This window comes from Herminiimonas glaciei (assembly GCF_042664955.1).
In the GTDB taxonomy this organism is placed as follows: Bacteria; Pseudomonadota; Gammaproteobacteria; order Burkholderiales; family Burkholderiaceae_D; genus Oxalicibacterium; species Oxalicibacterium glaciei.
Genome location: NZ_JBHTBU010000002.1, coordinates 349,641 through 374,003 on the forward strand (window position 1 = coordinate 349,641; position 24,363 = coordinate 374,003).

22 protein-coding genes are annotated in these 24,363 nt (G+C 52.8%); 15 read left to right on the forward strand and 7 right to left on the reverse strand.

Going from position 1 to position 24,363, the window contains the following annotated elements; translation table 11 throughout:
- Positions 1-2: 2 nt before the first annotated feature.
- From ACFQPC_RS12440 to ACFQPC_RS12505, 14 genes are all read left to right on the forward strand, one after another.
- Positions 3-536, forward strand: a complete 534-nt coding sequence (locus tag ACFQPC_RS12440; RefSeq protein ID WP_012081466.1) for a F0F1 ATP synthase subunit delta — start codon at positions 3-5, stop codon at positions 534-536.
- A gap of 52 nt (positions 537-588) precedes the next feature.
- Positions 589-2,124: a F0F1 ATP synthase subunit alpha gene (gene atpA, locus ACFQPC_RS12445; RefSeq protein ID WP_382272253.1), complete on the forward strand. Its 1,536-nt coding sequence runs from the start codon at positions 589-591 to the stop codon at positions 2,122-2,124.
- Between the two features lie 27 nt (positions 2,125-2,151).
- The gene (gene atpG / locus ACFQPC_RS12450; protein WP_012081464.1) at positions 2,152-3,021 is read left to right on the forward strand and encodes a F0F1 ATP synthase subunit gamma; all 870 of its coding nucleotides are present in this window, start codon (positions 2,152-2,154) and stop codon (positions 3,019-3,021) included.
- Positions 3,022-3,097: 76 nt separating this feature from the next.
- On the forward strand, positions 3,098-4,498 hold the full coding sequence (gene atpD / locus ACFQPC_RS12455) for a F0F1 ATP synthase subunit beta (protein ID WP_012081463.1): 1,401 nt from the start codon (positions 3,098-3,100) through the stop codon (positions 4,496-4,498).
- Positions 4,499-4,595: 97 nt separating this feature from the next.
- Positions 4,596-5,018, forward strand: coding sequence for a F0F1 ATP synthase subunit epsilon (locus tag ACFQPC_RS12460; RefSeq protein ID WP_382272254.1), 423 nt, complete (start codon positions 4,596-4,598; stop codon positions 5,016-5,018).
- A 64-nt stretch (positions 5,019-5,082) separates the two neighbouring features.
- Positions 5,083-5,535 (forward strand): CoA-binding protein, encoded by a 453-nt coding sequence (locus tag ACFQPC_RS12465; RefSeq protein WP_382272255.1) that lies wholly within the window; start codon positions 5,083-5,085, stop codon positions 5,533-5,535.
- A 2-nt stretch (positions 5,536-5,537) separates the two neighbouring features.
- Positions 5,538-6,347: a polyphosphate kinase 2 family protein gene (locus tag ACFQPC_RS12470; protein ID WP_382272256.1), complete on the forward strand. Its 810-nt coding sequence runs from the start codon at positions 5,538-5,540 to the stop codon at positions 6,345-6,347.
- Positions 6,348-6,557: 210 nt separating this feature from the next.
- On the forward strand, positions 6,558-8,681 hold the full coding sequence (locus tag ACFQPC_RS12475) for a TonB-dependent receptor family protein (RefSeq protein WP_382272257.1): 2,124 nt from the start codon (positions 6,558-6,560) through the stop codon (positions 8,679-8,681).
- A 115-nt stretch (positions 8,682-8,796) separates the two neighbouring features.
- Positions 8,797-9,879, forward strand: a complete 1,083-nt coding sequence (locus ACFQPC_RS12480) for a PepSY-associated TM helix domain-containing protein (protein WP_382272258.1) — start codon at positions 8,797-8,799, stop codon at positions 9,877-9,879.
- Between the two features lie 354 nt (positions 9,880-10,233).
- Complete coding sequence (locus ACFQPC_RS12485) at positions 10,234-12,528, forward strand: TonB-dependent receptor (protein ID WP_382272259.1); 2,295 nt, start codon at positions 10,234-10,236, stop codon at positions 12,526-12,528.
- A gap of 422 nt (positions 12,529-12,950) precedes the next feature.
- Positions 12,951-13,637: a Fe2+-dependent dioxygenase gene (locus ACFQPC_RS12490; RefSeq protein ID WP_382272260.1), complete on the forward strand. Its 687-nt coding sequence runs from the start codon at positions 12,951-12,953 to the stop codon at positions 13,635-13,637.
- Positions 13,634-14,410 (forward strand): tetratricopeptide repeat protein, encoded by a 777-nt coding sequence (locus ACFQPC_RS12495; protein WP_382272261.1) that lies wholly within the window; start codon positions 13,634-13,636, stop codon positions 14,408-14,410. The genes ACFQPC_RS12490 and ACFQPC_RS12495 overlap by 4 nt, the downstream gene beginning before the upstream one ends.
- A gap of 354 nt (positions 14,411-14,764) precedes the next feature.
- On the forward strand, positions 14,765-17,020 hold the full coding sequence (locus ACFQPC_RS12500; RefSeq protein ID WP_382272262.1) for a catecholate siderophore receptor Fiu: 2,256 nt from the start codon (positions 14,765-14,767) through the stop codon (positions 17,018-17,020).
- Between the two features lie 81 nt (positions 17,021-17,101).
- A complete protein-coding gene (locus ACFQPC_RS12505; protein ID WP_382272263.1) occupies positions 17,102-17,782 on the forward strand; it encodes a Fe2+-dependent dioxygenase in 681 nt (226 codons plus the stop codon).
- A 12-nt stretch (positions 17,783-17,794) separates the two neighbouring features.
- Here ACFQPC_RS12505 and ACFQPC_RS12510 read toward each other — a convergent pair whose 3' ends face one another.
- From ACFQPC_RS12510 to ACFQPC_RS12530, 5 genes are all read right to left on the reverse strand, one after another.
- Entirely contained in the window at positions 17,795-19,165 is a 1,371-nt protein-coding gene (locus ACFQPC_RS12510; protein ID WP_382272264.1) for a sulfite reductase subunit alpha, read from the reverse strand.
- A complete protein-coding gene (locus ACFQPC_RS12515) occupies positions 19,162-20,199 on the reverse strand; it encodes an FAD:protein FMN transferase (protein ID WP_382272265.1) in 1,038 nt (345 codons plus the stop codon). The genes ACFQPC_RS12510 and ACFQPC_RS12515 overlap by 4 nt, the downstream gene beginning before the upstream one ends.
- A gap of 80 nt (positions 20,200-20,279) precedes the next feature.
- The gene (locus ACFQPC_RS12520) at positions 20,280-21,134 is read right to left on the reverse strand and encodes a DUF4198 domain-containing protein (RefSeq protein ID WP_382272266.1); all 855 of its coding nucleotides are present in this window, start codon (positions 21,132-21,134) and stop codon (positions 20,280-20,282) included.
- A gap of 17 nt (positions 21,135-21,151) precedes the next feature.
- Positions 21,152-21,664, reverse strand: a complete 513-nt coding sequence (locus ACFQPC_RS12525; RefSeq protein WP_382272267.1) for a DUF2271 domain-containing protein — start codon at positions 21,662-21,664, stop codon at positions 21,152-21,154.
- Positions 21,665-21,691: 27 nt separating this feature from the next.
- A complete protein-coding gene (locus ACFQPC_RS12530; protein WP_382272268.1) occupies positions 21,692-22,330 on the reverse strand; it encodes a PepSY-associated TM helix domain-containing protein in 639 nt (212 codons plus the stop codon).
- 320 nt (positions 22,331-22,650) lie between these two features.
- Between ACFQPC_RS12530 and ACFQPC_RS12535 the strand changes: the two genes are divergently transcribed.
- Positions 22,651-23,103 (forward strand): Hsp20 family protein, encoded by a 453-nt coding sequence (locus ACFQPC_RS12535; protein ID WP_382272269.1) that lies wholly within the window; start codon positions 22,651-22,653, stop codon positions 23,101-23,103.
- 93 nt (positions 23,104-23,196) lie between these two features.
- Here ACFQPC_RS12535 and ACFQPC_RS12540 read toward each other — a convergent pair whose 3' ends face one another.
- Together ACFQPC_RS12540 and ACFQPC_RS12545 are read right to left on the reverse strand one after the other, a co-directional pair.
- Positions 23,197-23,532: a YegP family protein gene (locus tag ACFQPC_RS12540; protein WP_382272270.1), complete on the reverse strand. Its 336-nt coding sequence runs from the start codon at positions 23,530-23,532 to the stop codon at positions 23,197-23,199.
- A gap of 148 nt (positions 23,533-23,680) precedes the next feature.
- Positions 23,681-24,265: an HD-GYP domain-containing protein gene (locus ACFQPC_RS12545; protein WP_382272271.1), complete on the reverse strand. Its 585-nt coding sequence runs from the start codon at positions 24,263-24,265 to the stop codon at positions 23,681-23,683.
- Positions 24,266-24,363: the final 98 nt, after the last annotated feature.

Sequence of the window (24,363 nt, forward strand, 5' to 3'; positions counted from 1 at the left end):
TCATGGCCGAACTCGCAACGATTGCCCGTCCTTACGCCGAAGCTCTGTTCCGTGTGGCGAAAGCTGCCGATCTGAATAGCTGGGCTAATCTGGTCTCCGAAATGGCACAGGTTGCTGCGAATCCCGATGTCTATGCATTGGCGCACAACCCTAAAGTGTCGGACGACCTGATCAGCAGCACATTCATTTCGGCGCTCAAATCGCCGGTTGGCGCTGAAGCGAAAAACTTCATCAACATGCTGGTGCAAAACGACCGCTTGACGCTGTTGCCGGAAATCGCGACTCAGTTCCACGCATTGAAAAATGCGCAAGAAGGCGCAGCTGACGCAGAAATCGTCAGCGCGTTTGAACTGTCGTCAGCGCAGTTGACCGAACTGGTCGCAACGCTGGAAAAGAAATTCGGCCGCAAGCTCAACCCGACAGTCACCGTTGATGGTGCACTGATTGGTGGTGTGCGCGTCGTTGTCGGTGATGAAGTGCTCGACACCTCGGTGCGCGCGAAACTGCAACAGATGCAAGTTGCGTTGACTGCGTAATCGTCGCCCGGGCCCCTAGCCTAAGCTACAGAGAAAAATTTTAGGAGTTTATATGCAACTCAACCCGTCTGAAATCAGCGAACTGATCAAGAGCCGGATTCAAGGGCTCGGCGACACAGCTGAGATTCGCAATCAAGGCACGGTCATTTCCGTGTCCGACGGTATCTGCCGCATCCACGGTCTGTCCGACGTTATGCAAGGCGAGATGCTGGAGTTCCCAGGCAACACGTTCGGCCTCGCGCTGAACCTGGAGCGTGACTCCGTCGGTGCCGTTATCTTGGGTGAATACGAACACATTTCCGAAGGCGATACAGTTAAATGTACCGGTCGCATTCTGGAAGTGCCGATTGGTCCGGAACTGTGCGGCCGTGTGGTCAATGCACTGGGTCAGCCTATCGATGGCAAGGGTCCGATCAACACCAAGTTGACCACCCCTATCGAAAAAATCGCTCCAGGCGTTATCGCCCGTCAATCCGTTGATCAACCGATGCAAACCGGTATCAAGGCTATTGACGCGATGGTGCCTATCGGCCGCGGCCAACGTGAATTGATCATTGGCGATCGTCAAACTGGTAAAACAGCTGTTGCGATCGATGCCATCATCAACCAAAAAGGCCAGGGCGTAACATGTATCTATGTTGCGATCGGTCAAAAAGCATCGTCGATCAAAAACATCGTGCGCGCACTTGAGCAGCACGGCGCAATGGAATACACGATCGTGGTTGCTGCAACCGCATCGGAATCCGCTGCGATGCAATTCGTATCGGCCTACTCCGGCTGCGCGATGGGCGAATACTTCCGCGACCGCGGTGAAGATGCGCTGATCGTGTATGACGATTTGTCGAAACAAGCTGTTGCGTACCGTCAGGTTTCCCTGCTGTTGCGCCGCCCACCAGGCCGCGAAGCGTTCCCTGGCGACGTGTTCTATCTCCACAGCCGTTTGCTCGAACGTGCAGCACGTGTTAACGCCGACTACGTCGAAGCGTTCACCAAAGGTGCCGTTAAAGGTAAAACCGGTTCGTTGACAGCATTGCCTATCATCGAAACACAAGCAGGCGACGTTTCCGCATTCGTTCCAACCAACGTAATTTCGATTACCGATGGTCAGATCTTCCTGGAAACATCCTTGTTCAACTCGGGTGTACGTCCTGCGATTAACGCCGGTATCTCGGTGTCGCGTGTTGGTGGTGCAGCTCAAACCAAAGTCATCAAGGGCTTGTCCGGCGGTATCCGTACCGACTTGGCGCAGTACCGTGAATTGGCAGCGTTTGCGCAATTCGCTTCCGACCTCGATGCTTCGACCCGCAAACAACTGGACCGCGGTGCACGCGTTACAGAATTGTTGAAACAGGCACAGTACGCACCATTGTCGACTTCGTTGATGGCGGTTTCGCTGTTCGCAGTCAACAAGGGTTATTTCGATGACCTGGCAGTCAAGCAAGTACTCGCGTTTGAATCGGGTCTGCACGGTTTCATGAAGTCCAGCCACGCAGCATTGCTGCAAAAAATCGAAGACACCAAAAAGCTCGAGAAAGACGACGAAGCTGTATTGGCTGCTGCGATTGCTGATTTCAAAAAATCGTTCTGATTCTGGGGCTATAAGGAGTAACAACTCATGGCTTCAGGCAAAGAGATACGTGGCAAGATCAAGAGCGTAGAAAATACGAAGAAGATCACCAAGGCGATGGAAATGGTCGCTGCATCCAAAATGCGTAAAGCGCAAGACCGGATGCATGCGGCACGTCCTTACAGCGACAAGATTCGCAATATCGCTGCGAATCTGTCGCAAGCCAATCCGGAATATACGCATCCATTTCTGGTGAAGTCGGATGCGTCGAAGACTGTCGGCTTTATTATCGTTACGACTGACAAGGGTTTGTGCGGCGGTATGAACACAAACTCCTTGCGTATCGTAACCACCAAGCTGCGCGAGTTGGAAGCAGAAGGCAAGAAAGTCGAAGCGGTAGCTATCGGTAACAAAGGTTTGGGCTTCCTGAATCGTATCGGCGCGCGTGTCGTGTCGCATGCGGTACAAATCGGCGACACCCCGCACCTGGACAAGTTGATTGGTCCAGTCAAGGTGATGCTCGATGCGTATCAGGATGGCAAGCTGGACGCGGTTTACGTCGTCTACACCAAGTTCATTAACACGATGAAGCAAGAACCGATGATGGAGCAACTGCTGCCATTAGCGGTCGACAAGCTGAAGGCAGATGAAGATTCGCTGGCATGGGATTACATCTACGAACCTGATGCGCAAACCGTGATTGATGAATTGTTGGTGCGTTACGTTGAAGCGCTGATTTTCCAGGCTGTTGCTGAAAACCTCGCGTCCGAGCAATCGGCTCGCATGGTGGCGATGAAGTCGGCAAGCGACAACGCCGGTAGCGTGATTAGCGAATTGAAGCTGGTCTATAACAAGACGCGTCAAGCAGCGATTACGAAAGAACTTTCCGAGATCGTCGCCGGAGCGGCTGCGGTTTAATTCGATTGCTGGACGGCGTAGCAATACGCTGTCCTCAACAACCAGATTTTAAATTTTATATATTGAAGGAACGAAAATGGCTGATGGCAAAATCGTTCAGTGTATCGGCGCGGTGGTGGACGTTGAATTTCCCCGCAATGCGATGCCTAAGATTTACGATGCCTTGAAGATGGCAGGTTCCGAACTGACGCTGGAAGTTCAGCAACAGTTGGGTGACGGTATTGTTCGTACCATTGCGCTCGGTACATCCGACGGTTTGCGTCGCGGCATGATCATTCAAAACACCGGCAATCCAATCACAGTACCAGTCGGTACGGCCACACTGGGTCGTATTATGGACGTGTTGGGTAACCCAATCGACGAATGCGGTCCTGTGAGCCACGAGCGCACAGCATCGATTCACCGTAAAGCTCCAGCGTACGACGAATTGTCGCCGTCGCAGGACTTGCTGGAAACAGGCATCAAGGTTATTGACCTGGTTTGCCCGTTCGCAAAAGGCGGTAAAGTCGGTCTGTTCGGTGGCGCGGGTGTAGGCAAGACCGTGAACATGATGGAATTGATTAACAACATCGCTAAAGCACACAGCGGCTTGTCCGTGTTTGCTGGTGTTGGTGAACGTACTCGTGAAGGTAATGACTTCTACCACGAGATGGCTGACGCGAAAGTGGTTGATCTGGAAAATCCGGCCAACTCGAAAGTAGCGATGGTCTACGGTCAGATGAATGAACCACCAGGTAACCGTCTGCGCGTTGCGTTGACCGGTCTGACCATGGCTGAAGCATTCCGTGACGAAGGTAAAGACGTGTTGTTCTTCGTCGATAACATCTATCGTTTCACACTGGCTGGTACCGAAGTATCCGCGTTGCTGGGTCGTATGCCTTCCGCTGTGGGTTATCAACCTACACTGGCTGAAGAAATGGGCCGTCTGCAAGAGCGTATTACATCGACCAAAACCGGTTCGATTACTTCGATCCAAGCCGTTTATGTTCCAGCGGATGACTTGACCGATCCATCGCCAGCAACCACCTTTGCTCACTTGGATTCCACCGTCGTTCTGTCGCGTGACATCGCATCGCTCGGTATTTACCCAGCGGTTGATCCACTCGATTCGACATCGCGTCAATTGGATCCACTGGTCGTTGGTCAAGATCACTACGACACCGCTCGTGCTGTTCAAGGTACATTGCAACGCTACAAAGAATTGCGCGACATTATCGCGATTCTGGGTATGGACGAACTGGCACCGGAAGACAAACTGCTGGTCGCACGTGCACGTAAGATGCAACGTTTCCTGTCGCAGCCGTTCCACGTTGCTGAAGTGTTTACCGGCGCGCCTGGTAAATACGTTTCGCTGAAAGATACGATCAAGGGCTTCAAAATGATCGCATCGGGCGAACTCGATCACCTGCCGGAACAAGCGTTCTATATGGTAGGTACCATCGAAGAAGCAATCGAAAAAGCGAAAAAACTCAACTAATCGTTGAGCAGCTAACACACTGCGTAACAGCAGGGTGTTAGCTGCAAGTTCGTATCGATCCTGTATCGATCTTTGAACGAATGAATAAGGTTCTAACATGGCACATACTATGCGCGTAGACGTGGTCTCAGCCGAAGAAGAAATCTTCTCCGGCGAGGCAGAATTTGTCGCGCTGCCGGGTGAATCGGGCGAGCTCGGGATTTTGCCGGGACATACGCCTTTGATTACACGCATCCGACCAGGTGCGGTACGCATCAAGGTTACAGGCCAGGCTGAAGATGAGTTTGTCTTCGTCGCCGGCGGTATCCTGGAAGTGCAACCGCATGTAGTTACGGTTTTGGCTGACACTGCGATTCGTGGTGGCGACCTGGATGAAGCGAAGGCAGCGGAAGCTAAACGATTGGCCGAAGAAGCACTGGTCAATAAAGAATCGAAAATCGACTACGCACAAGCACAGGCTGAGTTGGCCAGTGCGATTGCACAGTTGGCGGCGATCCAAAGATTGCGTCAAAAACGCTAATCTTCAAATCCCGCATACAATAAAGGGCAGCTTAGGCTGCCCTTTTTGTTTTTGGAAAAAATCTATGAATAATGAGCTCCAGATAGCCGACAAGATACTGGCCGAATCACGCGTCATTGCGGTGGTAGGTATCTCACCCAAACCGGATCGCCCCAGCCATTACGTGGCCGAGTATTTACAACATCATGGCTATCGCATTATTCCGGTCAATCCGGTCTGTGCAGGCACCCACATCCTGGGCGAACATTGTTATGCCACGCTGACGCAGGCTGCTGCCGCGCTTGCCGAGCAGCAGATAAGGATCGACCTGGTAGATGTATTCCGCAAGTCTGAATTGGTCGAACCGATTGCGGATGAGGCCATCGCGATCAAGGCTCGCGCCTTCTGGCTGCAGATGGGCATCATCAACGAAGCTGCGACCAACAAAGCGCGTGCAGCAGGGCTGGATGTCGTGTCTGATCGTTGTACCAAGGTTGATCACGCCAGATGGCGTGCCGAGCAAACGAAAGGGAGATAGATATGGCCAGCACCCAGCAATCATTCCGTGCAGATAAAAAGCAGAAAGTTGCCGACGCTGCCGCGGGAGAAAAGCCGCTGTCCAGCGGCGACAAGGAGCAGGATAAATTGCTGGTTGAGCAGCAGGCGCAACAGATCGCCGAGCTGCAGGAAATCCTTTATGCCGAGCGCAAGTACAAGATCCTGATCGTACTGCAGGGCATGGATACCTCGGGCAAGGATGGCACGGTGCGCGGTGTCTTCGGCAAGATAGATCCGCTGGGTGTCAGCAGTGTCGCATTCAAGTCGCCGAGTACCGAAGAGAAGGCGCATGACTTCCTGTGGCGCGTGCACAAACAAGTGCCGGCGCTGGGCGAATTCACCATCTTCAATCGCAGCCATTACGAAGACGTGCTGATTACGCGTGTGCACGACTGGATAGATGAGAAGGAGTGCAAGCGACGTTACCAGCATATCCGCGACTTCGAACGCATGCTGAGCGAAACAGGAACCGTCATCATGAAGTTCTTCCTGCACATCTCTGCGGACGAACAAAAGAAACGACTGGAAGAGCGGATTGCCGATCCCAACAAGCACTGGAAGTTTGATCCGGCCGACCTGGAAGAACGCAAATACTGGGATGCATATCAAAACCAGTATGAAGAAGTCATCCGCGAAACGGATGCCGATCATGCGCCGTGGTATGTCATCCCGGCAGATTCGAAGACACATCGCAACCTGGTCATCAGCAGCATCGTGCTGGAAAAATTGAACAAGTTGAAACCGGCATTTCCGCCCGGAAATCCGGAGTTTTCAAAACTGAAAGTTGTGTGAAATAGTGGCGCAAGCAGGCTGGCTTGCGCCACCAAAAAAGCAACAGTAGCGCGGAATTCATTGACCCTGAAAACGCGAATCATTATCATTGCGTATCTAGACAAACCTGTCTGATTTGTCCCCATTCCCGCCAGCCATTCTCTCCCCGCCGACCACGTCGCGCTGTCAGCAGATCAGCCAGTGCGTACTAATCGAAACGGAGAACTACCCATGGCTAACATACACAGCCGTAAATCAGTATCGTTGCGCAAGCTGAAATGTTCGGCCGCGGTTTCTGTCGCGATGATGCTTATGTCAGGTGTTACGCATGCTCAGCAAGCCGCAACTACTGGCGATGAACCTACTACTCTGGAAGCCATCCAGGTGAGTGGTGACTTACTCGGTACCGGTTTGCAAAACAGCGTGAAGCGCTATGCTGGTGCACGTACAGTTGTCAAAAAAGAAGAGATAGAAAATTCTGGCGCTGCAAGTATCAGCGATGTAATGCGCCGCATACCCGGCGTACAGGTAAGTGATAACTCCGGTAGCGCTGGTAGTGCAATCTCGCTGAACGTTGGTGTGCGTGGCCTGGCCGGGCGTTACTCGCCGCGTTCTACGATTCTGTTGGACGGAATTCCAATGGCGAATGCGCCATATGGGCAACCGCAATTGTCGTTTGCACCTGTCAGCTTGAACAATGTGGAATCGGTAGACGTCGTGCGTGGCGGTGGGGCTGTACGCTATGGCCCACAAAACGTCGGCGGCATCATCAATTTCAAAACCCGTTCCATTCCTACGACACCGGGCGCAACAGGTGATGTTTCGATACGCCAGAACGATTACAGCAAGGGTGGCAGCAATACACAGTACAGTGCCTTTGCCGGCAATCAGTTGGAAAACGGTTTAGGTTTCGCTGTACTGTATTCGGGCATGAGCGGTAGTGATTGGCGCGTGGGTAGTGATGAAAAAGTAAATGACCTGGCGTTGAAGTTCCGTTACGAGTTGAGCCCGACTTCAGAAATTTACGGTAAGTTTTCTTATTACGACGTTACATCGCGCACACCAGGTGGATTGACGGTTGCGCAATACAATGCGAATCCTTTCCAGAATACGCGTCCTACAGATTACTGGAGTGGTGACCGTACGGCTTTCGATATTGGCTATATCAATACCATTTCCGATACGCAGGAATTTGAGATCCGTACTTACTACAATGAGAGTAACCGCCAAAGTACCTTGTACACGGTGAATAGAACTACCAATGCGGTCAGCATCCAGCATCAACCGCGCAGCTATCAAACCTTGGGTATCGAGCCCCGCTATACGCAGCGTTTTAACATTGGCAATACAACCAATGATATTACGGTTGGCTACCGCTATATTCGCGAGCGCGGCGATGACAATGTCTACAGTGAGTCGGTGACAACAGGTGCTTTGGGCGCGCAGACAACTTTTGATAACTCAACCGACGCGCATTCGATATACATCGATGACAAAATTGCGTTCGGCGCATGGCGTATTACACCGGGCGTACGCTTTGAACGCATTAGTTCGCTGCGTCATGATCGCACCACGCTTGCCGACTTCGAAGTTAAAAACAACAAGCCTTTACCGTCGTTGAATGTTGCGTACTTGCTGACCCAGGACGTAACATTATTTGCTAACTACGGTACATCGTTTGGCGTTGTACAAAATACGCAGTTGAACACGATGACACCTGGTAACCCATTAAAACCGGAGTTGGCAAAGACCGTCGAAGCGGGTGCCCGTTGGAAGAGCAAGCAAATATCCGCTGAGATCACTGCCTTCAATATTCGTTTCGACAATCAAATCCAATCCGTTGGTAGCGGTGCGACTCTTGCTTTCTTCAACTTGGGAAAAACAGAGCATAAGGGTATAGAAACCGCGGTCGACTATACTTTCGATAAGGCTGGTCCATTGGCAGGGTTTAATGCATTTGCCAACTACACATATACACGTGCGACCTTGGAGTCAGGAGCATTTTCCGGCAATGACGTACCTTTCTACTCGCGTAACACGGACACTGTCGGTATGCGCTATGAAACAGGTCCCTGGGGTTTCAATCTTTCCAGTACACATCAAAGCAGTCAATTTGCCGATGAAAGAAACACAGTTGCGGAGAGTGCAGACGGCTCGAACGGACTTATCCCCGGCTTCCGTTTGTGGAATGCGCAAGTCAACTGGAAGAGCAAAGACAAGAAGGGCCTGGAGATATTGGCAGGTGTGAACAACCTGACTGATAAACGCTACTTCACACGCACGACAGATGGAAATTTAGGTAAGCTGGTCGGTGCACCACGGATGGCTTATGTCCAGGCGCGTTACGCATTCTGATGCATAATTTTTTGTTGCAAGCCTTTTAAAAAAACGGCCGGTCATTCTGACCGGCCTTGTCATTTATATGCTCACTTCCTTTCCGTCACAGCCGCCAACAACGCGCGTTATCAATATGCGACGCATCTGGGTCAAAATCCATCGCTGGCTTGCGCTCAGTGTCGGCTGGATATTGGCGTTGGTGGGTGTGCTTGGCGCGATACTGATACTCGCGCAACCGCTCGACAAATGGGCCCATCCGGAGTTCTTCAAAGCGGATGTGATGACCACATCTTCCTCGGCACCTGTTTCGGTGGTAACTCTGGAAGAGATACGCAAGCAATTGATCAGTGAATTTGGTAACAAGAGCAATTTCACACTGCGTCCACCGCGTGTCGCTGGTGATACTTACTGGGTAATCGTACGTGGTGAGCCATGGAGTGGCACCGTATATCTGAATCCGGTAACCGGCCGCGAACAGGGCAGGCGTGGTGAGTACGATGGCTTTGTGAACTTCGCGTTCAAGCTGCATAGTGCCTTGCTGTTGAAAGATACCGGCAAAGCCATCCTGGCGTGGATTGCGCTCGTGTACCTCATCTTGTTAATCAGTGGTCTGGTGCTGTGGTGGCCTAAACGTTGGCCGCCTTCGTTAAGGATCGAGCTGGGTAAAGGTTTGCTGCGCGGTATGTTTGATATGCATCGCATAGGTGGTGCCGTGCTTGGCTTGCTGATCGCTGTATCGGTTGCTACCGGCGCATATATGGCATGGCGACCCTTGGGGCAGTTCGTTACAACCGTGAGTGGTAGCGAGCCGATCAAGCCACCGGTATTGTCCAAAGAAGAAATGGCGAAGCCCTCCACTGTCACACTGGATCAATTGGTCGCACGCGGACACGCGGTGTTTCCGACAGACCCGGTTACCTACGTACAATTACCAGCCAAACCCAATCAGCCTATACGCTTGCGTTTGCGCCTGGCAGATGACCCGCATCCCAATGGTTTGACATCTGTTTACCTGCATCCGAAAACAGGGGAAGTACTGGCCGCCTATCGTTGGGATCAACTCGACCCCGGTGCACGCGCATTTTCATTTGTATATCCATTGCACACCGGTGAACTGGGTGGCATCACGCTGGAAGCGCTAACCTTCCTCAGCGGACTCGCTTTGGGCATGCTGGGTGTGACAGGCATCTGGTTGTGGTGGCGTCGCCGTCGCTAAGCAATTCCATTCTTAACGCTTTCTTAACCAGCCTTTGCAACACATCTCGACTAAACGGGATGTAGAGGCTGGATTTCATTGACCTTCGTAATACGAATTATTATCATTCGCCTTGTGTAATGTCTCGCAAACGCTTATTCAGACAGCGTTTGCATAGGGATGCCCTCGAATATCAAGAGCAAAAAAGAGGCACTACAGAATGATGAGCGGCGATATTTTTGCCCGTCATTAAACTCAGGCATCAGTCGATGCCAAACCGAACACTCGCCAGCCAGCCATCAAAAAGCTATTACAGCTTTCCGCCAGCCATACAGCGTTGTGAAGCATTAATCATTTACGACCGGACGGAAAACTATGGATCGCAGGTATACCAAGATCGCGGCAACTTTGTTTGCGACATTCTCAACCCAGGCGCTGGTGCAACAAGCGCAGGCGCAGTCGACACCAGAAGCATCGGTGTTGCCGGAAATTAAAGTCACCGAAACGACGGGTAGCGATTTCAAGGCGGATAACGCATCGTCGACCAAATTTACCGCGCCTATCCTGGATACACCGAAATCGATCACGGTCATCACATCTGAAGTGATGAGCCAGACCGGTTCCACGACCTTGGTAGAAGCGCTGCGCACGACTCCTGGCATTACCTTCGGTGCAGGCGAGGGCGGCAATCCAGTCGGCGATCGCCCATTCATCCGCGGTTTCGATGCACAAAGCAGCACCTATGTAGACGGCATGCGTGACCTGGGTTCGCAATCGCGTGAAATATTCAATCTGGAATCGGTAGAAGTAATCAGAGGTTCCAGTTCAGCATACGGTGGCGGCGGTTCGGCCGGCGGTAGCTTGAATCTGGTCAGCAAAGCACCGTTGAAAGAGGAATTGCGCGCCGGTAGCGTGGCACTCGGCACCGACAACTACAAACGTGTGACCGCAGACGGCAACTTTGTACTCAGCGACACCATGGCATTCCGTTTGAATGCGATGTATCACGATCAGGATGTTGCGGGACGTGATGCCATATCCAACAGCCGTTGGGGTATTGCGCCATCCCTGACCTTCGGCATGAACACGCCGACACGTGTCAACCTCAGTTACTACCATATGCAATCGGATGACATTCCGGATAGCGGCATCCCATACAACAACCCGACCTTGGGTCGTGGCGATGGTAGCCCGGTCAATGTCAATCGCAACAACTTCTATGGCCTGGTAAATCGTGATTTCCGTAAGACCAAAGCGGATATCTTTACAGCACGTGTAGATCACGACATCAGCTCGACTCTGCACCTGCGTAACACCACACGCTTTAGCAAGTCCTCGAATGACTACATCTGGACCCAACCGGATGACAGCAAGGGCAACATCTATGACGGCATGGTATGGCGTCGTGTGAACTCGCGTGTCAGCGAAGCAAAGTCTTTGCAAAATCAAACGGAACTCTTTGGTGAAGTCTTGACCGGTTCGGTAAAGCATCGCTTCTCGACTGGTGTTGAGCTGTCGCGTGAAGAGGGTACCCGTGACAGTTATTTGGTAAACACTAAAGCGGGTGGTACAGCAGGTACCGGGTGCGCAGCTGGCTCTGGCGGGGCAGTGTTTAACTACAACTGTACCAGCCTGTATAACCCGAACCCATTCGATCCATGGACTGGTTACATCGCGCGTGCAAACAAACCTACGGACGCTACCAACACCGCGATTTCGGTTTATGCGTTTGATACCATCGAACTGAACAAGCAGTGGTCGGTGAATGCAGGTATACGGTACGACAAATACCGTGCGACTTCCGAGCAAGCCGGATACCCGGCAGTGGCAGCTGGTGCCAGCCCTACTGGCGTTGCTATCAACGCGGTTACCGCAAGCAATCTGAAAAACAAATCTGATTTCTTCAACTACCAGGCCGGTGTTGTGTACAAACCTACTGAAAACAGCAGTGTTTATGCAAGCTACGCTACGTCGTCCACACCTGTTGGCATCAGCAATGGTGACGGTTCATCAGAAGGCGGGACTCTGAGTACTGCCATTCAGAACCTGGATCCGGAACGCAGCAAAACTTACGAGATCGGTACCAAGTGGGACGTGCTGGATAAGAAGATGCTGCTGACCGCTGCTATCTTCCGCACGGAAAAAGTGAATGCACGTGTAACGGCTCCTGACGGTACGACACAGCTCGCCGGTAATTACACCGTAGACGGTGTGGAACTGGGTGTTGCCGGCAACTTGACTAAAAACTGGCAAGTCTTCGGTGGCTATACTTTCCTGGACAGCAAAATAGTTGACGGTGGTCAAACAAATATCGGTACGACAGCTGCGCCGATCTATGTACCGAGCACTTCAAACGGCAAGCAATTCGCAAATATTCCACGTAGCAGCTACAGCTTGTGGACGACTTATGCGGTCATGCCTAAATTTACCGTAGGTGCGGGTGCGTTCTATACCTCGCGTGTTTATGGCAATACCACGAACACCAAATGGGTACCTAGCTATACACGATTCGATGCAATGGCGAGCTATGTGATCGATAAAAACATCACCTTGCAACTGAACGTACAAAACCTGACTGATAAGGTCTACTTCAATCAGGCTTATTCGTCGCACTACGCGTCGATTGCTCCGGGCCGCTCCGCAATACTTGCTTTGAATGTGAAGTACTAAGAACTGACCGTAGTATTTAGAACTCATTTCACAAATATCCGTGAGATGCGTTCTTACCAAAAACGGTGCTGGCAAGGCGTGCGACGCGTCGCATAGTGAACTATGCGCAAGGAGCACAACGCGGCCAGCGCCGTTTTTGGTAAGAACCCGAAGGGAACGGGCTATTTGGGCGTATTGCTGCGTTGCGCCGCTTGCCAAGGGGACCACCCTTGGCGGCGCGACACGCCTTGCACTACCTCCCAAATAGCCGCGTTCGCACTCGCGGATATTTGTGAAATGAGTTCTAGTATCAAGGCCGCTCGGGTTAAACCGGGCGGCATTTTCTTTTGTGAAGACAGTATCCGACTGGTTTACACTTTGAAACCTGGGTATCTGTGGCATGACCAACAGCGCATCAGTATCTGTTGGACTGAAAGGCTTTTATGCTTATACGCATTCCTGAAGTACTCGATCAACACGAGTTGACGCTTATCAACGACAAGCTGGCGAACGCCGGTTCTGCTTGGGTGGATGGCCGTGTCACAGCCGGCTATCAGGGTGCGCCTGTGAAGCTCAATCAGCAAATTGATGAGCGTTCCAGCGTAGCATTGGAGTGTCAAAAAATCGTGTTGGCCGCAGTCGAGGGGCACTCCCTTTTCATTAGCGGTGCCTTGCCGAATGCAGTTTATCCGCCGATGTTTAATCGCTATAGCGAGGGTATGACATTTGGTGCGCATATAGATGGCAGTATCCGTTTCCCTCCTATGGGCGGACGCAAGATACGAACGGATTTATCGGCCACACTTTTCCTCACCGATCCAGATGAGTACGATGGTGGCGAACTGGAAATACAAGATACGTATGGCGTACACCGGGCAAAATTCGCGGCCGGTGACCTGGTACTTTATCCCGCTACCAGCCTGCATCAGGTCACGCCGATTACGCGCGGTGTGAGGACAGCATGTTTCTTTTGGGTAGAAAGCCTGGTGCGGGATGATGCGCAGCGTGCCTTGCTATTTGATATGGATAATGCCATTCAAACATTGAATGCGAGTGATGCCGATCCGGTTGCACGCCGCACCCTGATCGGCGTGTATCACAACCTGATACGCCAGTGGGCCAACACATGAGCACCGCGGAATATTCACTGCCGACGACAAAAGAAGAGCTCGCCGCCTTGCCTGCCGCACATTGGCAAGCCCTGTTGGCCGGCGCGCCGGAAATCCTTGCCGCATGGTTGTCAGCAGCTGCAACGCTGGGAGATTGCAATGCGCAAGTTTTGCTGGGACAAATGCTTTTGGATGGCAAGGGTGTTTCCCCGAACTTAACGCATGCATACGCCTGTTTCGTCGCGGCGTCCGAGCAGCAGCAAGTGATGGCGATGAATATGCGCGGTCGCTGTCTCGAACATGGATGGGGTACGCAGATTGACCCGGTTGCAGCGGCTCATTGGTATCGTGGCGCAGCCGAAGCAGGTTTGGATTGGGGTATGTACAACTATGCCAATTTGTTGTCCCGTGGTCGCGGTGTGGAGTTGAACCAGGAACAGGCTTTAAGCTGGTATCGGAAAGCGGCGGAGATGGGGCATGCCAAGTCATTGAACCTGGTGGGTCGATACTACGAAGAAGGTATCGTGGTGGAAGCCAACCGTAGTACGGCTTTCAATTACTACAGGGACTCTGCATTGGCGGGGGATTTTCGTGGGCAATACAGCTATGCCTGCATGCTGGCTGAGCGGGGCAGGATAGATGAGGCCAGCCGCTGGCTCGAGAAAATTCCGGCCACCGCGACGGTCGCGTTCATGAACAAGATAGCGAATGATTTACTGTTGTCTGCCCATCCGGGTTTCCGCGCATTTGCAGAAAAAATCCTGGCCAAGGATTTTGCTACGCTGCGAATATAAGATAAGGCCCTGATGTATTCCGGATTGAGCAATTTGTCACAAAGATAGTGCACGCCAGTGCATGCATCAATCGCATTGCTTGAGTCATTCCTTGGGGTGATGGCTAGCAGGCTGATGCAAATCAGTGTTGCCAGCCAGGGGATAAACACCCTGCGCCTTATCCGGGTTTAGTCGCGATATCGCTTCCGGTTCAACACAATTCGCCCTCCAAAGCTCCTCCTCCCTATCGTTTCAAGACAACTCCTGCGAGCGTCTGGGATACATTCAGTCGAGCGCCAGCCATTCTTTGTGCCTCCGATTTTTCGGTTGCAGACCAGCCAGCATGCGTCTTCAACCTACTCGGAGGAATTACAGATGGCCTATATCAAGAGCCGCAAACATGCTGCTACGCGTCGTTCAAATTGTTCGGCAGCAGTTGCATTGGCATTCATTGCATTACCCGGTGCGGCGTATGCACAACAGACAGACGACAAGGCTGTAAAAAAAGCAGGCACCTTGCCGCAAATCACCGTGCAAAGCACCGCTGCAGAGAATTACAAGGCTGATACAGTGGCATCGCCCAAATTTACCCAGCCCTTGGTCGATACCCCGCAAACCATTTCCGTCATCAAGAAAGAACTCTTGCAGCAGCAAGCCGCGACGACTCTGGAAGAAGCGTTGTCGAATACGCCCGGCATTACCTTCCAGCTGGGCGAAGGTGGCAATACATCAACGGGTGACACGATATTCATGCGTGGCTTCGATACCGCGGGGAGCATCTATATAGACGGCGTACGCGATCTTGGTGCCATCTCGCGCGATACATTCAACCTGGAGCAAATTGAAGTAGTGAAAGGACCTTCCGGTTCCGATAATGGTCGTGGCACCTCGTCCGGTTATATCAACATGGTATCCAAAACGCCGCAATTGAAAGACATCACTGCGGGGACAGTGATCATTGGTACCGATGATCGTCAGCGGGCGACAATAGACTTGAATCGCAAGCTAGACCTGGGCATACCTGGTTCGGCGTTTCGACTCAATTTCCTCGCGCAGGATTACGACGTTCCCGGACGTAATGTAGTCAACAACAAGCGTATCGGTATTGCACCGTCAATTGCGTTTGGCTTGGGTACTGCAACACGCACGACGCTCAGCTATTTGCATATGGAGCAGGACAATATACCGGATGGTGGCGTGCCCACCTTTGGCATGCCCGGTTACTTCTATGGAACCAGTAGGTTGCGTGGTCCGGCAGTTAATCCGAGCAATTACTATGGTTTGAATGGTGACCGCAACGACATCAATACCGATATGGTAACGGCGAAGATAGAGCACGATATCGCACCTGGGACGACGATGCGGAATACGACACGCATCGGCCGTTCGAAGCAGGATTTGGTTGTCACCGGCATGGGTACTGTGGCCGAACCAAGCGCGGGCTCCAGTCCATCGTCATACACAATGTCCAGAGCCCGGCGCGGTCGGATACAAACCAATGACATTGCAACGAACCAAACCAACCTGACGACCGAATTCGCTACCGGCTCCATCAAACATACTTTATCCGCTGGTGTTGAGTTCATCTATGAAAGACAAAAAATCCAGGTAGCTACCAGGCCAGATGGCTTACCAGCCGCGAATCTATATGCGCCAAACAGCAATGTCGCGGCGGGCATGCCACAACAATTGGGGGCTTACACGGATGGGAATACATTTACCACGGCCTTGTATGCATTCGATACTTTGAAGTTATCGGACCGCTGGATGTTGAATGCCGGGATTCGTTGGGAAAAATTCAAAACAAAAACAGACTCCAAAAGCCATCCACGGGGAAGCACGGCCTTGAATACCGATCCCGATCGCCAGCTATCGGACACATTATTAAGCTGGAAGCTCGGGGCGGTTTTCAAGCCGGCCAGTAACGGTAGTATTTATGCCGGTTGGTCTACTTCATTCCAGCCACCTGGTGGCGCAAATTTCGAGCTGTCAACAAATTCAAATAATCAGGCGAGTTCAAATCTCGATCCGCAGGAAGGCAGCAATATAGAAATAGGTACCAAATGGGATTTGTTTGACAACCGTGTGTCTGCGACCGCTGCAATCTATCGCAGTCAAAACAAGAAGGAGCTAATCTCGGACGGCGCCACTCCGCCAAGCTACAGCCAGCTTGGCAAGCGTCGCGTGGATGGTGTTGAGCTGGGCCTGGTCGGGATGATCACGCCCAATCTGAATATCACTACCGGTCTTGCATATATGGATTCCAAGATCGTGCGCGGCACACCGGCGAATGAAGGCGGTGTTATTGTTTTCTCACCCAAACTGACGTTCACTTCCTGGTTGACTTACAAGTTGCCGAACGGGGTCACGATAGGCGGGGGTGCGCGTTATGTGGATACAGCGGCGCGCAGCAGCAACGTCACCCAGACACCGACCAATTTGTGGACCATGCCGGATTACTGGGTAGGAAATGCGATGGCTTCGTATGACGTTAACAAGAATTTGTCCTTGCAGCTGAATATCAATAACGTATTCAACAAAAAATACATTTCGCGCATAAACAGCGGCGGTTCACGTTATCAACCGGGTGCGGAACGCAACGCCTTGCTGACGGCAAACCTGAAATTCTGATGTAACCATACCGATTCAAGCGATAAACCATATCGCCGAGCCCCTCCGACCAGAGGGGCTCTTTTCATTGGAGTGTTCATTATGATGCTGCATATACCGGAAGTGCTGACTGCAGCACAGGTAATAGAGATTCGTAAAACAATAGAGGCTGCAGATTGGGTGGATGGCAAGGCCACGGTGGGCGCGCAAGGCGCAAAGGTCAAAAGAAACCGGCAATTGCCTGAGCTGTCGCCGACAGGATTAAAGGTCGGGCAATCCATCCTCAAGGCCTTGGCAAACCATCCCTTGTTTGTCTCGGCGGCTTTGCCGATGCGATATATGCCGCCGCTGTTTAATCGCTACGAAGGCGGGGAACATTACGGTTTTCATATCGACGGTTCGGTGCGCAGCATTCCCGGTAGCAATCTAAGCCTGCGTACCGACCTGTCGTGTACCTTGTTTTTAAGTGCGCCGGAAGAGTATGACGGAGGAGAGTTGATAGTTGCCGATACCTATGGCGAACATGCGGTCAAACTACCTGCCGGCGATATGATTCTCTATCCGGCCAGTAGCGTGCACCAGGTGGAGCCGGTGACGCGTGGTGCGCGCATCAGTTCCTTCTTTTGGGTGCAAAGCATGGTCGCGGATGATGGCAAGCGCGGCTTGTTGTTTGAACTGGATCAGAATATCCAGAAGTTGCGCGCCAGACTGGGTGACAGTGAAGAGCTCATTGGCCTCACCGGGCATTATCACAATCTCTTGCGTCAGTGGGCTATCGTGTAATACCCGTTTCAGTTAGTACACATCACGCCGGTAACGACCTTGCTGGATCAGTTGCTCCACCCCGGCGCTGCCGATGATTTCGGTCAGGCTTGCTTCTACACCGCCAGCCATGCCTTCCAGGCTGCCGCATACATAGATGGCCGCATCTGCCGCCAGCCAGGCACGTACCTGTTCGGCTTGTTCACGCAACTTGTCCTGTACGTAGATGCGTTCTGCCTGGTCCCGGGAAAATACGATGTCGGCACGTTCCAGCGTTCCCTGTTTTTGCCAGGCCTCGATTTCATCGCGATAGTAAAAATCATTGGCGGCATTGCGCTCACCAAAAACCAGCCAGTTCCTTTGCATGCCAATCGCGGCACGCGCCTTCAGGTGACTGCGCAAACCAGCCAGGCCGGTACCATTGCCGATCAAAATCAGGGGACGATGCTGATTGTCACCCAGGCGGAAATTGCTATGCGGGCGCAAACGCAGATCTACCGTGTCACCGACTGCCGCTTGTTCGGTCAGCCAGCCGGAGGCGACACCCAGCGTGCCGTCTGCGCGTCGCTCCTGGCGGATCAATAAGTGCACGCGGCCATCTGCGGGTATCGATGCAACCGAGTATTCACGTGGACGTTCCTGGTCGGCCGGCGCAAGTACCTGTACCAGGTCGCCGGCTTCCCATGTTGCTTCGTCGTTCAGTGCTTCCAGTTCGAGGTGGAAGGTAGCGCCGCCGGCGCTGTCAGGATTGAGTCGATGACGGGCAGCGAGACGCCACTGTTGATAAGCGGGTGCTTGCCAATCGGGAGTGTCGTTCGTGCCGGCAAGATGGCTCAGGTGGTGCTGCCAAGTATGCAAGGCCTGGTTATCGCCATTGTCTGCGGCTACGCTTGCGAACAGTGCCTGTGCACCGCTGCGCCGTAGCCATGTCGTCAGTGTCTGGCCAAAACCGCAAAAGTGTACGTAGTGGCTGTCGCCCAGCATCAATACACCGAAGTGCAGGTGTGGCAGGCTTTGCTTTGCATTCATCAATTTGGTGGCAAATAGCGATGCATTGTCTGGCGGATCGCCCTCGCCATATGTGCTGACGACGAACAGTGCACGTTCGGTCTGCATCAAATCGTCGAGGCTGATGTCGGATAGTGCGGCTACCCGTGTTGGTACGCCGGCCGTGTGCAGCATGCGTGCGGTTTGCCATGCCAGTTGTTCGGCCGAGCCGGTCTGGCTGGCATACCCGACCAGCCACGGTTGCGCACCATCTGCCGCGGGCCTGAGTGCGGCCGCAGCGCGTAGTGCCTGTTGTCGCTTGCGGCGTTCGGAATAGTAAATGCCGGCGCATAGGGCAAGGTAACCCAGCACCAATAGTGCCGCTACGATGATGCGGGTTTGTTCGCTCCAGTTCATTGCAGCAAGGCCACCAGTGCTGAACTCAGGTGCTCTTCAAAGCCATCTTTATTGCGATTGATGAAGAGTGCGGCGAGATCATGTTGATTCGCATAGGCCAGTCCTTGCTCGGCACCCATGACGCCGAGTGCGGTTGACCATGCATCCGCTGCCATGCAATCCCTGTGCAGCACGGTTACCGAAGCCAGCCCGTGTCGGATTGGTTCGCCGCTGCGCGGATCGATGGTGTGTGAATAACGCCTTGCATCGTTTTCAAAATAGCGGCGGTAGTCGCCGGACGTGGCTGCCGACCAGTCATACAAGGCGGCGATGGTTTCTATGCCGATAGCGGTATTGGATGCGGCGGATGCCAGCGCATCCGGTAGTGGGTGCTCAAGTGCGACCCACCACGGTTGTCCATCCGGCTTGACGCCTGCACCGCGCAACTCGCCGCCGACTTCGACCAGGAAGCTGTCTATGCCGAGACGCAGTAATTCGCGCGCGACCTGATCGACGCCGTAGCCTTTGGCAATTGCCGACAGATCCATGTAGATGCCACCGGGCTGATGTACACGTTTTGCGTTGCTGTCGAGTGCTATGCGGTGCCAGCCACATTGCTTTCTGGCGTGGTCGAGCAGCTCGGGCGTTGGCGTAATGAAATCGATTTCGTTATAACGTTTGTCGGGGCCAAAGCCCCAGGCATTTACCAATGTTCCTGCCGTAGGATCGTAGGCACCATCACTGGCGCGTGCGATTTCCAATGCGTATTGCAGCACCGTGAAGAATTCATCGGGTAGCGTATGCCATGAATCGGCCGCTGCCTGATTGTAAAGACTCAAATTCGAGCCGGCTTCCCAGGTGCTCATTTGCGCAACCACGGTATCCAGCTGGTTTTGTATCGCCTCGCGCAGAGGCGGCAAGCGGCGGGTTACTTCTGCCACCAGTTTGACTGACCAGCTGGTGCCCATCGTCTGGCCATGCAGTGTGTGCACGACGCCGCCGAGTGCGGGCGACTCAGGAGCGGTTTCTATCAGCGGGACTAGTGTGCGTCGCATCAGGTTTGGCAATTTGCAGCCATCAAATTAAAAACGCCCGTTGCCGATGATGGGCAACGGGCGCAGGGTAGCGCAGTCAATTACGGTTGCAATACTTCCAGGGTCGCGGTGTAGCTGACGCGACGGATGGGTTTGGCCAGTGTACCGACGGCCTGTGGTGCACGATTTGCACCTTGACCCATTTGCGGGCCGCCGTTGTTGGCGCTCATCCAGTACATGCCTGGAGTCGGCCATTTGACACTGAATTTGCCGTCCTTGTCGGTTTTGACCTTGATCTCGCCGAGTTGGTCGCGGTAGCGTATGCCGCCGGGGATCACGGTAACTTCAATATCAGCAGCCGGTTTGCCATCGAGCAGGAAGCGGAAGTTGCTGGTATCGCCCGCGAACAAATCGTTAGGATGGGTGATAGGGACCAGCTCCAGGCCTGCACCTGTCGGTTTCAATACATTGTCAGAAGGTTTGCCCGAGCTGACGAAGACTTCCATCCGGCTCTGGTTGCGGCTCACATTCAGGTCTTGTGCATCGGCCGGTACTTCCTTGGCGAAAGTTTCCGCCGTACCGCGCCAGCGTTTGTTTTCGGTACCCACCTTATAGCTTGCGCTTAAACCGTCATTCACCATGGTCAGCTTGTAAGTGCCTTTTTGCGACAGCTTGACGTCGAAGGTGCTGCGGTATTTACCGGTCGCCTTGTTCTCGGCTTGTACTGCGCTACCGTCCGGCGCGATGATGGCCAGCGTGTCCAGGCGCAATGGATTGTGTTCAAAGTAGAACAAGTCATTGGAAATCGCTGCATCAACGGTTACCCAGGGTTCATTGCCGGACAGTACGGTAGCGGATGGCAGCATCCATGCACGGTGCGCGTGCGCCGCCATAGGCAGGGCGACGGAGAGGGAAACGGCCAGCGCTGCGACGCGCCACAACTGAGATTTTTTCATTGTGATGTCCTTGGATATTATGGTTTCAGTTCGATGGAAACGGCGCCGAGCTCATGCTCGCCTTTGGCTTGTGCGGTTTGCACGGATTTTGGTGGCCACTGGAACGGTACGCGTATCAATTCACGACCACCGACTTCACGTGCGGCTTCCACTACCAGTGAGTATTCACCGGCAGGCAATTTATCCAGGCCGGATTTGGCACCGTTGAAGCTGAGGGTTTGCTCACCCGGTGCGCGGGTGGCGCCGCTCAGGCCGTCTACCGGCATCTGCAAATCACGACCGCTCTTGCGCCACCATTGGCGCATGTCTTTCAGCCATTTGGTGCCTTCGTTATTCTTCATCTTCAGGTCATACCAGACCGCCAGGTTGCGCACGAAGGCTTGATCAGCGCCTTCGATCCAGAATGCGACGTAAGGCTTGTGGTATTCGGCAACGGTCAATCGAGGGATCTCGACTTTGACGTTCAGGTCTGCGGCAAAGGCCGGTGTGGTGAGCGCGGCACCCAGCATAAAGGAATAAGAAATTCGCATAAAACCCCGTAGTAAGCTTTTAGTGGATTAGTGAATAAACAAAATAGCCAGCAAGAATGGAATCAATACGCCGAGGCCGACGATAGGCCAGGTGCTGGGGCGATTGGTCGCATGCATCTTGAGGATAAACAAACCGGTAATCGAAAAAATCAGGCAGGCCGCCGCGAAGATATCGATGAACCAACTCCAGGCCACACCGGTATTGCGGCCTTTATGCAAATCATTCAAATAAGAAATCCAGCCGCGATTGGTCGATTCATATTCAACCGCACCGCTGCTGCGATCTATACGGACCCAGGCATCGCCGCCCGGGCGTGGTAGTGCGATATAGACTTCTTCCGGCGACCACTCGATATCGCGTCCGCTGACGTCGATCGATAAACGGTCTTTCATCCAGCCCTGCAACTCGGGCGACAGCGCGCCGCCTTCCTTGCCTGACTCCGTTGTATTTGCTTTTGCCAACTGCGTTTGCAGTGCTGCGGGCAGCTGTAATTCCTGGGTGGAAACCTGGGGTTTTGCTTCGATCTGTGATGAATGGTTCAAGGTAATGCCGGTCACGCTGAATAGCAGCATGCCTAACAAACACAATGCCGAACTGATCCAGTGCCATTGATGCAGGGTCTTGAGCCAGTAAGCACGCTGCGGATTATTCGGTCGTGCTTCCATTACATATTCATTTTCATATCATTTCGATGATGCACTTGCCTGTAAATAGCAATTATTCTCATTTGGATTTTCGTCGATCCGGTACTCAAATGCAAGGTTTTTCATGTAAAGAAGTTTGAAGTTGAGGCTTTTGAGAACTTGGATGAGGGCCGGGCTGCAGCCATGGCAAAAATAGTTTGAAAAAATTTGCTTTGCCATCGGGGCGCCGGTGCAATTTTTCAAGATCTTGAAACTCGTTTTGTAGCGCTTATATCCGACTCAGCGGATGCTCAAACGAGGTCCGCATTAATCATATCGCTTCACTTTAAAAGGATATAAGCATGCGTACATACGACTTTTCCCCACTTTATCGCTCCGCTATCGGTTTCGATCGCCTGGCCCAGCTATTCGACGATGCACAGCGTGGCGACGCACAACCCAGCTACCCGCCTTACAACATTGAGCTGACGGGTGAAAACAAATACCGCATCACGATGGCGGTAGCCGGCTTTGATCGTTCTGAAATTGAAATTGAAAGTGAGCGCGATACGCTCAAGATTACCGGTCGCAAGGCGCGCGACGAAAGCACGCGCAACTTCCTGCACCGTGGTATCGCTGCGCGCAACTTCGAGCATAGCTTCCAGCTGGCCGATCATGTATATGTCGTCGGTGCGAAACTGGATAACGGCCTGTTGAATATTGAGCTGGCGCGTGAAATTCCGGAAGCGCTGAAACCACGCAAGATTGCGATCGATGCGGTGGCTGACAATGTGCAAACCCTGAAAGCAGCGTAAGCGCTATGCGTATGCTGCCGCTCATTGAGTGACAGCAAAAGGGTGCAGGGAGCGGCGGAGTGTGCGATGCAGACTCCGCCGCTTTTTGCATGATCAGGCAGTTTTATCTTTGACTGTGCCGGTAGTGCCATTGACCTTCACTGCAGCGATGCCGGCGTCGCGTGCCTGTTCGCTGGAGTACATCTGGCTGGTGCCGATGATTTGATGGTTGCCGGCCTTCAGGTTGAAGTAGGGTTTGCCATTGGTCGAGACTTCCTTGTCATAGCGCTCATTGAGGGGGGCATTCTTCCGCACCGATTCAATGCCGTTCTCCGCCGCGTCCTTGCTGGTGTAAGTCTCGCTGCTCAAGATTGTCTCCGCGTTGCCTGCCTTGAGAACAAAACGATACTGGCCATTGCTGCTGTGATCGAGTTCAAACCATCCTGACATTTTTCACTCCTTTACCTTTGGTTAAAAAGCAAGTGGCAGCGAATTGCCGCCCGGGAAAATACTGGAAGCGCCGCCCACATTATAAGCAGCGCGGGAGTAATCACATGACACGGTGCAGCATGACCAATAGGGCCGTGCGGAAAGCGAACTAGATGGAAGGTGACAGGCGCATCATGCTGGTGAAGGAATCGAGCAGTGCCGGATCGTACAGCGCCTTGTCTTTTTCGAGTATAGCCAGTGCTTCTTCGGATGAGCGTCCTTTGTGATACGGGCGATTCATCGTAATTGCATCGTAGGAATCCCAAATCCTGACTATGCGTGCGAATAGTGGAATATTTTCTCCGGCCAGTCCATGCGGATAACCGCTGCCATCGAAATTTTCATGATGATGCAGCACGCAATCGGTAACCCGTGTGTCCAGTTCCAATGGTGCTAACAACTGATAACCGGCCATCGGATGCTGCTTGATGAAAAAGAATTCGGCAGAAGTCAGTCGGGAAGGTTTGTTCAGCACTTGTTCGTTGATACATAGCTTGCCGATGTCGTGTATACCGCCCCCGATTCCCAACAAACTCGATTCTGTTTCGGAGAGACCAATATAACGGCCAAATTCTGCGGTCTTGGCGTCCAGCCTCTGCAGATGATCAGCGAGGTCCGGATCACGCCCCCGCATGATTCCTCCTATGAACCTGGAAATCTTTTCTAACTGCAGTTCGGCGGAAGTGGTGCTCATGTGCTTGCTCTTTCTTACGGTATTAACAGATACACACGCATGCCTTATTGGCATGGTGTACGAAGGGCGCAATCATCTTGTGGAAAATTGGCAGGGTG